The sequence below is a fragment of the Prochlorococcus marinus XMU1408 genome (assembly GCF_003208055.1).
GTDB classification, from domain to species: Bacteria; Cyanobacteriota; Cyanobacteriia; order PCC-6307; family Cyanobiaceae; genus Prochlorococcus_B; species Prochlorococcus_B marinus_A.
The window spans coordinates 369,257-377,251 of sequence record NZ_QJUE01000005.1 but is presented as its reverse complement, the minus strand read 5'-3'; the positions used below and the strand labels follow the sequence as shown (position 1 = coordinate 377,251).

The following is a 7,995-nucleotide window of genomic DNA, read 5'->3' as shown; positions in this document are numbered from 1 at the left end:
AGAGAAGAAAGCTCAAGCGGAGAAGAAAGCTCAAGCAGAGAAGAAAGCTCAAGCAGAGAAGAAAGCTTTAGCGGAAAAGAAAGCTCAAGCAGAGAAGAAAGCTCAAGCAGAGAAGAAAGCTTTAGCAGAGAAGAAAGCTCAAGCAGAGAAGAAAGCTTTAGCGGAGAAGAAAGCTTTAGCGGAGAAGAAAGCTTTAGCGGAGAAGAAAGCTTTAGCGGAAAAGAAAGCTTTAGCGGAAAAGAAAGCTCAAGCAGAGAAGAAAGCTTTAGCGGAAAAGAAAGCTCAAGCAGAGAAGAAAGCTTTAGCGGAGAAGAAAGCTTTAGCGGAGAAGAAAGCTTTAGCGGAGAAGAAAGCTTTAGCGGAGAAGAAAGCTCAAGCAGAGAAGAAAGCTCAAGCCGAGAAGAAAGCTCAAGCCGAGAAGAAAGCTTTAGCGGAGAAGAAAGCTCAAGCAGAGAAGAAAGCTTTAGCGGAGAGGAATTTTAATTCTCGACCACAAATTGATTCACAACAAAAAAGAGATTCAAGAACGGAATTGCTGACGGTATCAGTTTCTTTAAACACAGGTAAAATTGTCTCAATAGCTTCCGTAGGGATTTTGGCTTCAGCCATTCTTGTTTCTGCGATGGTCTTTATTGCTGGGTAATTCAATTTCACAAATATCTATGTTAAAGCAGATTTTTTATTCTCAATTTCTGCTATGTTTTCGTTCTTATAGTTTTATAAAAACCTAAGCTGTGCTAAAAGAAAGAATCCAGGAGATTTTAGAGTTCACTAAAAGTGAGTCTCCCTATAGGAAAGCTAATAAAGGTTGGATTAATCAAGATATTTTTTTAGATCTAAATCCGTCTCCTGAGGATTTCAATCAGAAAAATGAAGCTGCAAAATTAACACTATTATGGTCTCCAATAAATAGTTTAATAGCTAACATTTTTTTAATTCTTATTATAAGTTCTTTATTAGTCTTTACTTCATTATCTTTTGCAAAAGGTAGATTTGATCTGAGTATATTTAATACTTCTCAAATAAATTATCAAGTCAAAGTTGATGAGAATAAGTTAAAGGATTTAAATGCTTTCAATTCAAAAACTGAAGAGGAACTGGATATAAATGATCAAGAAAAATCAAGTAAAATAAATTCTTCAGATAATATTTCAATTAATATGGATCAGAAAATAATAATTCAGAAACCTGATGAAGAAAATAAGACAATAAAAGATATTGAAAGTAATCAAGATATTAGAATTTTAAAAAATAATAAATCAAAATCAAATTTTATTTGAACTTGATTTTTAACATAAATAAATAATCCTTCACTTTTTAATAAATTGTTTTATCACTCAAGATTTGTTTGTTTTTTGGCATAGTTAGATGCTTTAATCAATATGATTTTTAGGAGTTACAAAGGTGTCTGAAGCAAAGGGTAATCAACTCGCAACAATATCTGTTTACTTAAATACACCAATAATTGCGGTGCTTTTGGGAGTTGGATTTATTTTGGGTTCTATTTTATTCGCCGGAATCTTACTTATTGCTAAATAGCAAATTTGTTTAATTCACTGCTAATCGCAGGAAGTAAAAATTGATCTTTGACTAATTTTTTTCCAGTTGTAAAAACAACTGCAAGCATTGGATTCTTATTGGGAGCTTGCCACCAAGCCACGTCATGGCGAACTTCACTCATTAATCCTGCTTTGCTCCAAAGTTTTGAAGCAAAAGGAAGTCCTTCGCCTAAAAAACCATCTACTTGATTCTCTAAAGCTTGTTTGCGGCTAACTGGATCAAGTGAGCGTTCAAATATTTGTATTAAATCCTTACTGGCTAATTTTGGAAGCATTTCATGAGTCATTAATGACTCAAAAATTCTTGCACTCCCATCTGTTGTCATTCTGTTTCGATTCTCATTATTTATTCCATAAAAATCTTTTTCCCTACCGAAAGGTCCTTCATTCCATGTCTTTTGACTGCAATTCCATTTTTGTATTTCTGGCCATTTAAGATCTTTTAACCAGTCATTAATTAATTGTCTCTGAATTTTCCATGCTTCATAGTTTGGTTCATTCAAGGAAGGCCCACTTGTTGTTCCTGTTAATAGATCTAGAATGTAGCTTGTGGCGTCATTATTGGAGTTTGCGATCATTTCATGTAATGCTCTTCTAAGTTCATCTGATTCAACAATTAAGTCTTTTTGTAGCCATACATGAGTTGCTAATGCATAAACAATTTTTACTACACTCGCTGGATAAAAATTTTTATTTGAATTCCAACCAGTCCCGTATCCACTAGATGGTGTTGGATTTTGCTGGTCATAACGTATGCACGTTATCGCAATATTTTCTTGAAGGTTGGGATAACCTTTTTTGTCAAAACTATCGAGGAGACCTTTTAGGCAACATGCCATTTCAGGGTCTTTTCGGTAGAACGCCATAGCGCTCAAAAAGAATTTACTATGACATTAGAGGTTTTGCTAAGTAAAGCTTCATTTGTTTTGGGAAGTTTGTGGAAACTTAGAGTAAATATAGATGGATTTAAAAGTGAAAACAGTGATGAATTAGTCACGCAAGCAAGTATTGGTAGAAGTTTTCAATTACTAGATAGTTTGAAAATTGATTTTAATAATAAGCTTATTATCGATAGAGTTCAAGTCCGACTTTTGGAAGATGATTATATTTGTTGGTTTAAATTTTCTGAATTAACTCATAATGCTTCAAAAATAGATTCTTGGAAATCTGAATTTTTAACTGAAGAAAAAATTTTTACTAGGATTCCTAAAATATTGGCTTGGGCTAAGGCTGCGAAAAAAACCAGTAATGAATATTTGTGGGGTGGAACTACAGGTCCGAATTTTGATTGCTCTGGCTTCGTTCAATCTGCTTTTGCAAGTTCAGGGATTTGGATACCAAGAGATGCTTATCAACAGGAAAAATTCTGCAAAAATGTTTCATTAAATATTGAATCTTTAAGTGAAAAATTAATACCTGGCGATTTAATTTTTTTTGGATCATCTGAGAAATGTACTCATGTTGGCTTGCATATTGAGAATGGTTTTTATATTCATAGTTCTGGGGTAAGTAATGGGCATAATGGAATAGAGATTGACGGTTTATTTCACCCGAATCTTGGAAAAATTGCTTCTTTTTACAGATCTCAATTTAGATCTGCTGGAAGAGTGATCTCTTGCTATCAGAGTGGAAAACTCTAAAAAAGATTAATTAATTGACCTTTATCAGGTGTTTTGAATGAAATCTAATGTCTCACTATCAATTGTTGTTCCTATCTATAACGAAGAAGAAAGTCTTCCATTTTTGGTTAATCAGTTATTAAAAGTTCTGCAGTCTATGGATGAAACTTTCGAACTAGTTTTAGTTAATGATGGTTCAACTGATAAAAGTGCTGATGTAATTAGAAAATTAAGCTTTGATATACCTGAAATAGTAGGAGTTCTTCTACGTAAAAACTATGGACAGACTGCCGCAATGGCAGCAGGATTTGATATCTCTTCTGGTGAGATAGTGGTCACACTTGATGGAGATTTGCAAAATGATCCTGCAGATATTCCTTTATTAGTTAATAAGATTGGGGATGGTTTTGATCTTGTAAGTGGGTGGAGATATCGAAGACAAGATGCAACTATCAGTAGAAAACTTCCATCTAAATTAGCTAATCGATTGATTGGAAAAGTTACGGGAGTTAGACTGAATGATTATGGATGCTCTTTAAAGGCTTATAGGAAGGAAGTATTGACCGATATGAGATTGTATGGCGAGTTACATAGATTTTTACCTGTTTTAGCAAATATTGAAGGAGCGAGAATCACGGAGATAAAAGTAAATCATAGGGCTCGCCAATTTGGGTCTAGTAAGTATGGAATTGATCGCACTTTTAGAGTCTTAATGGATTTATTAACTGTATGGTTTATGAATAGATTTTTAACAAGACCTATGTATGTCTTTGGTTTTGGTGGAATTCTTGCAATTATTGGGAGTTTCATAATAAGTTTTTACTTATTAATTATTAAACTATTAGGAGAAGATATAGGTAATAGACCATTACTAATTTTTGCTTTACTTCTTGCAGTGACTGGGGTTCAACTTTTTGGCTTTGGATTGCTTGGAGAGCTTCAGATCCGCACTTATCATGAAAGTCAAAATAGACCAATTTATCGCATCAGAGATACATTTCGAGGAGGACGAGATGATTGAGATTTCTTTTCTAAATCAATAGTCTTTCCTTTATAAGATGAAATAGCAAAAGCTGATGCAATAACAACTCTGCTGTCAGAATCCTTTAATCCTCTCCTTAAAAAGGGGATAGCTTTTTTGTTTTTCCATTGACTTGCAAGTTCAATAGCTAAAAGACGATCATTGGGATTACTAGAAATTAATTTAGTTATTTTTTTCTTTATTTCTATTGAATTAAGGGAAGCTTGGTTTGAAATAGGCTTTGATTGTAATTTTTTTAAGCTCTCAGGTTTTTTGTAATTAATTAATTTCTTCTTTTGGACTAAAGAGGAAATACGAGTGCTATCTGAAAATGAATCCTTTTGGGATTGAGAAAAAACTGATGATTTTGATTGTTTTTTTGAACTCCAAAGGATTACAGCAATAATTAGAGCTAAACCACCGGCAAAAACTTGATTCATGATGAGAAAAATTTACGTAGTGATGAATCTTCTTTAAAGAAGATATACGGATTGAACTTTTATGTCATCAATGGGATGAATTGGTTTGACTAGATGATAATTCTATAAAATAGAAATGGATTTATTGAAATAAGTAATGACTAGTGAACTAGCTTCAAGTTTGCTTCCCTCTATTCTAATTCCATTAGTTGGAATAATGGGTCCAGCGGTTTTCATTGTTTTAATTGGTAGGTACATAACAGCTACTGAGTAATTTCAAAAACTTTATTTTTTTATCAAATCTTTTTAGCCCATGACTGAATCAAAAGAAACACTTATGCAAAAGTGGGCTGTGAAAACAGTCTCAGACCCAACTGTTGGTAATCTTCAAACCCCAGTTAATAGTGGTTGGTTTACAAAGATGGTTATTAATAATCTTCCTGTTTATAGAGAGGGTCTATCCCCAAATTTCAGAGGTCTCGAAACAGGAGCAATTTTTGGTTATTTACTTTATGGCCCTTTTTCTATGACAGGACCTCTTAGAAATACGGACTTTGCTTTAACAGCTGGTTTGCTTGGCGGAGTCGGAGCTATTCAAATATTGACCGCTCTTTTTATTCTTTATAATGCTCCTGGTAAGGCACCTAATGTTCAGCCTCCAGATGCAACAGTAGCTAATCCTCCAGCTGATTTATTTACGAGATCAGGATGGAATGATTTTACAAATGGTTTTTGGTTAGGTGGCACTGGAGGTGTTGTTTTTGCCTGGTTGTTAATTGGGACTTTGCATCTAGATACTGTTCTCCCTTTAATTAAGGAATATCATTTACTAGGAGCTTAAATAGTTTTTCTAAATTAAATTAAATAAAGAGCCCCTTTAATTAGGGGCTTTTTATTTAATTTAATTTATATTTAATTAAACTTTTTACCTACTTAAACTTTGCAAAGGATTGGATCTAAACGATAAATCATGAGTTTTAAGTTAATTATTCATTGATTATTTTTTATATTAAGTTGATTCTCTGTTGGTGTTTTGCATTGATATAGAAAAAATATAACCTAAAAAAAACTATTAGTTCCCAAAAAAAGAACGCTGTTTTTAGGCAGCGTTCTTTAGTACTGAAATTTTGTGGAACTTTTAGCCGAATTTACCCGAGGTGGATGCTATAACAAACGCTCCGAAAGTTACGAAATTTCCAACAGTAAAATGTGTTAAACCAACTAATCGAGCTTGAACAATTGATAATGCAACTGGCTTATCTCTCCATCCAACTAAATTAGCTATTGGAGTTCTTTGATGAGCCCAAACAAGAGTTTCAATAAGTTCCTGCCAGTAACCTCTCCAAGATATGAGGAACATAAATCCTGTTGCCCATATTAGATGACCAAATAAGAACATCCAAGCCCATGGAGATAAGGCATTTACACCAAATGGGTTATAACCATTAATTAACTGAGAGCTATTAAGCCATAGATAATCCCTAAACCAGCCCATTAAATAAGTACCAGATTCATTGAATTGAGCTGTATTGCCCATCCAAATTGCTAAATGCTTCCAATGCCAATAGAAAGTAATCCAAGCAATAGTATTTAAAGCCCAGAACATTGCTAAATAAGTAGCGTCCCAAGAAGAACTATCACATGTACCACCTCGGCCAGGGCCATCACATGGGAAAGCAAATCCTAAATCTTTTTTATCTGGAATTAGTTTTGTTCCTCTAGCATCAAGAGCACCTTTTATAAGAATCAAAGCAGTTGTGTGAAGTCCTAATGCTATTGCATGGTGAACTAAGAAATCTGCAGGACCTATAGGTAAGAAATTTGTAAGAGCATCTGGTCTATTAATCATATCCATCCAGTAATGGTTGCCGGGCATAGTGCTAGCAGCTATTGAGGCAGAACTAGATGCATTTGCTAATAATGCATTAAAGCCATACATCATTTTTCCACTCGCAGCCTGCGCAAACTGGGCAAATACTGGTTCTATAAGGATCTGTTTTTCTGGAGTACCAAAGGCTACAACTACGTCATTGTGAACATAAATTCCAAGAGTATGAAATCCTAGAAGCATTGTTACCCAACTCAAGTGGCTGATTAAGGCTTCTTTTGTACTAAGTATTCTTGCTAATACATTATCTTTATTTAGCTCTGGATCGTAATCCCTTACAAAGAAAATTGCTCCATGAGAGAAAGCTCCAACCATCAGGAACATTGCTATGTATTGATGATGGGTATATAGGGCAGATTGAGTTGTGTAATCCCTTGCGATAAATGCATAAGAAGGTAGAGCACCCATGTGCTGGGCTACCAAACTACATGCTACGCCTAGAGAGGCAAGTGCAAGTCCAAGTTGAAAGTGGAGTGAATTGTTAACAGTCTCAAAAATCCCATTGTGCTTAATTCCGAAATAACCTTTATGAGGGTCTTTAGGGTGACTGGTGTTGTGTGCTTCAGTAATTTCTTTAAGACTATGACCAATCCCAAAGTTAGTCCTATACATATGACCAGCAATTATAAATACAACTCCAATAGCCAAATGATGGTGAGCAATATCAGTTAGCCAAAGTGATTCACTTTGAGGGTGAAGACCACCTAAGAATGTAAATATTGCTGTTCCAGCTCCTTGAGATGTACCAAAGACAGCATCAAGTGAATCAGGGTTTTGAGCATATGCTCCCCAGTTTCCAGAGAAAAATGGGGTTAAACCCTCTGGATGAGGCATAACAGTTAACCAGTTATCCCAACCAATATGTATTCCTCTTGATTCAGGAATAGCTACGTGAATTAAATGACCAGTCCAAGCAATGCTGCTGAATCCAAAAAGAACAGCTAAGTGGTGATTTAATTGAGATTCTGCATTCTTAAACCATGCTAATGATGGTCTGTATTTAGGTTGCAGGTGAAGCCACCCAGCAAACAATAACCAACAGACAAGGATGTTTATAAATATTGCACCTTGAAAAAGCTGCTCATTAGTTCTCATACCAATTGTGTACCACCAGTGGTATAAGCCTGAGTAAGCAATATTTACAGGAGAAGTTGCTCCTGCCTGAGTAAGTGCCTCAGTAAGACCTGGTCCAAAATGAGGATCCCAAATTGCATGAGCAATTGGACGAGAATGGGTTGGATCAAGAACCCATTGCTCAAAGTTTCCTTGCCAAGCAATGTGGAAAAGATTTCCCGCCACCCAAAGACCAATTATGGCTAAGTGACCAAAATGTGTGGAGAACAGTTTTTGATATAACTGCTCCTCTGTCATACCGTCATGACTTTCAAAGTCATGAGCGGTAGCTATGCCGTACCAGATTCTCCTGGTTGTAGGGTCTTGAGCAAGACCCTGACTAAAAGATGGAAATTTAGTTGCCATTTTATAAAAA

Annotated in this window: 10 protein-coding genes; 7 read left to right on the top strand and 3 right to left on the bottom strand. The window is 35.0% G+C overall.

The window, feature by feature from the left end; translation table 11 throughout:
• From DNJ73_RS08435 to DNJ73_RS10245, 3 genes are all read left to right on the top strand, one after another.
• A partial coding sequence (locus DNJ73_RS08435) for a cell envelope integrity protein TolA (protein ID WP_158467257.1) occupies positions 1-643 on the top strand: 643 nt, incomplete at its 5' end.
• Positions 644-734: 91 nt separating this feature from the next.
• Positions 735-1,280, top strand: coding sequence for a hypothetical protein (locus DNJ73_RS08430; RefSeq protein WP_158467256.1), 546 nt, complete (start codon positions 735-737; stop codon positions 1,278-1,280).
• A 124-nt stretch (positions 1,281-1,404) separates the two neighbouring features.
• Entirely contained in the window at positions 1,405-1,539 is a 135-nt protein-coding gene (locus DNJ73_RS10245) for a hypothetical protein (RefSeq protein ID WP_257473438.1), read from the top strand.
• On the opposite strand, the gene DNJ73_RS08425 is transcribed toward DNJ73_RS10245, so the two are convergent.
• Entirely contained in the window at positions 1,532-2,425 is an 894-nt protein-coding gene (locus DNJ73_RS08425) for a serine hydrolase (protein ID WP_158467255.1), read from the bottom strand. The genes DNJ73_RS10245 and DNJ73_RS08425 overlap by 8 nt on opposite strands.
• Before the next feature lie 21 nt (positions 2,426-2,446).
• On the opposite strand from DNJ73_RS08425, the gene DNJ73_RS08420 reads away from it, so the two are divergent.
• Both DNJ73_RS08420 and DNJ73_RS08415 read left to right on the top strand, forming a co-directional pair.
• Complete coding sequence (locus DNJ73_RS08420) at positions 2,447-3,199, top strand: C40 family peptidase (RefSeq protein WP_158467254.1); 753 nt, start codon at positions 2,447-2,449, stop codon at positions 3,197-3,199.
• Positions 3,200-3,236: 37 nt separating this feature from the next.
• Positions 3,237-4,199: a glycosyltransferase family 2 protein gene (locus DNJ73_RS08415; protein ID WP_158467253.1), complete on the top strand. Its 963-nt coding sequence runs from the start codon at positions 3,237-3,239 to the stop codon at positions 4,197-4,199.
• On the opposite strand, the gene DNJ73_RS08410 is transcribed toward DNJ73_RS08415, so the two are convergent.
• Positions 4,157-4,639 carry a HEAT repeat domain-containing protein gene (locus tag DNJ73_RS08410; protein ID WP_158467252.1) on the bottom strand — a complete coding sequence of 161 codons (483 nt, stop codon included), beginning with the start codon at positions 4,637-4,639 and terminating at the stop codon, positions 4,157-4,159. The two genes, DNJ73_RS08415 and DNJ73_RS08410, sit on opposite strands and share 43 nt — an antisense overlap.
• 136 nt (positions 4,640-4,775) lie before the next feature.
• Here DNJ73_RS08410 and DNJ73_RS08405 point away from each other — a divergent pair, with 136 nt between their 5' ends.
• Together DNJ73_RS08405 and DNJ73_RS08400 are read left to right on the top strand one after the other, a co-directional pair.
• Positions 4,776-4,892, top strand: a complete 117-nt coding sequence (locus DNJ73_RS08405; protein WP_158467251.1) for a photosystem I reaction center subunit VIII — start codon at positions 4,776-4,778, stop codon at positions 4,890-4,892.
• Between the two features lie 39 nt (positions 4,893-4,931).
• A complete protein-coding gene (locus DNJ73_RS08400; RefSeq protein ID WP_158467250.1) occupies positions 4,932-5,459 on the top strand; it encodes a photosystem I reaction center protein subunit XI in 528 nt (175 codons plus the stop codon).
• A 297-nt stretch (positions 5,460-5,756) separates the two neighbouring features.
• On the opposite strand, the gene psaB is transcribed toward DNJ73_RS08400, so the two are convergent.
• The gene (gene psaB, locus DNJ73_RS08395; protein WP_158467249.1) at positions 5,757-7,985 is read right to left on the bottom strand and encodes a photosystem I core protein PsaB; all 2,229 of its coding nucleotides are present in this window, start codon (positions 7,983-7,985) and stop codon (positions 5,757-5,759) included.
• Between the last annotated feature and the right edge of the window lie 10 nt (positions 7,986-7,995).

What these genes read in the sequence shown, in the direction of transcription:
- DNJ73_RS08425 (WP_158467255.1), bottom strand. Translation starts at nt 2,425, where the DNA reads ATGGCGTTCTACCGAAAAGACCCTGAAATGGCATGTTGCCTAAAAGGT.
- DNJ73_RS08400 (WP_158467250.1), top strand. Translation starts at nt 4,932, where the DNA reads ATGACTGAATCAAAAGAAACACTTATGCAAAAGTGGGCTGTGAAAACA.
- DNJ73_RS08405 (WP_158467251.1), top strand. Translation starts at nt 4,776, where the DNA reads ATGACTAGTGAACTAGCTTCAAGTTTGCTTCCCTCTATTCTAATTCCA.
- psaB (WP_158467249.1), bottom strand. Translation starts at nt 7,985, where the DNA reads ATGGCAACTAAATTTCCATCTTTTAGTCAGGGTCTTGCTCAAGACCCT.
- DNJ73_RS08420 (WP_158467254.1), top strand. Translation starts at nt 2,447, where the DNA reads ATGACATTAGAGGTTTTGCTAAGTAAAGCTTCATTTGTTTTGGGAAGT.
- DNJ73_RS08415 (WP_158467253.1), top strand. Translation starts at nt 3,237, where the DNA reads ATGAAATCTAATGTCTCACTATCAATTGTTGTTCCTATCTATAACGAA.
- DNJ73_RS08410 (WP_158467252.1), bottom strand. Translation starts at nt 4,639, where the DNA reads ATGAATCAAGTTTTTGCCGGTGGTTTAGCTCTAATTATTGCTGTAATC.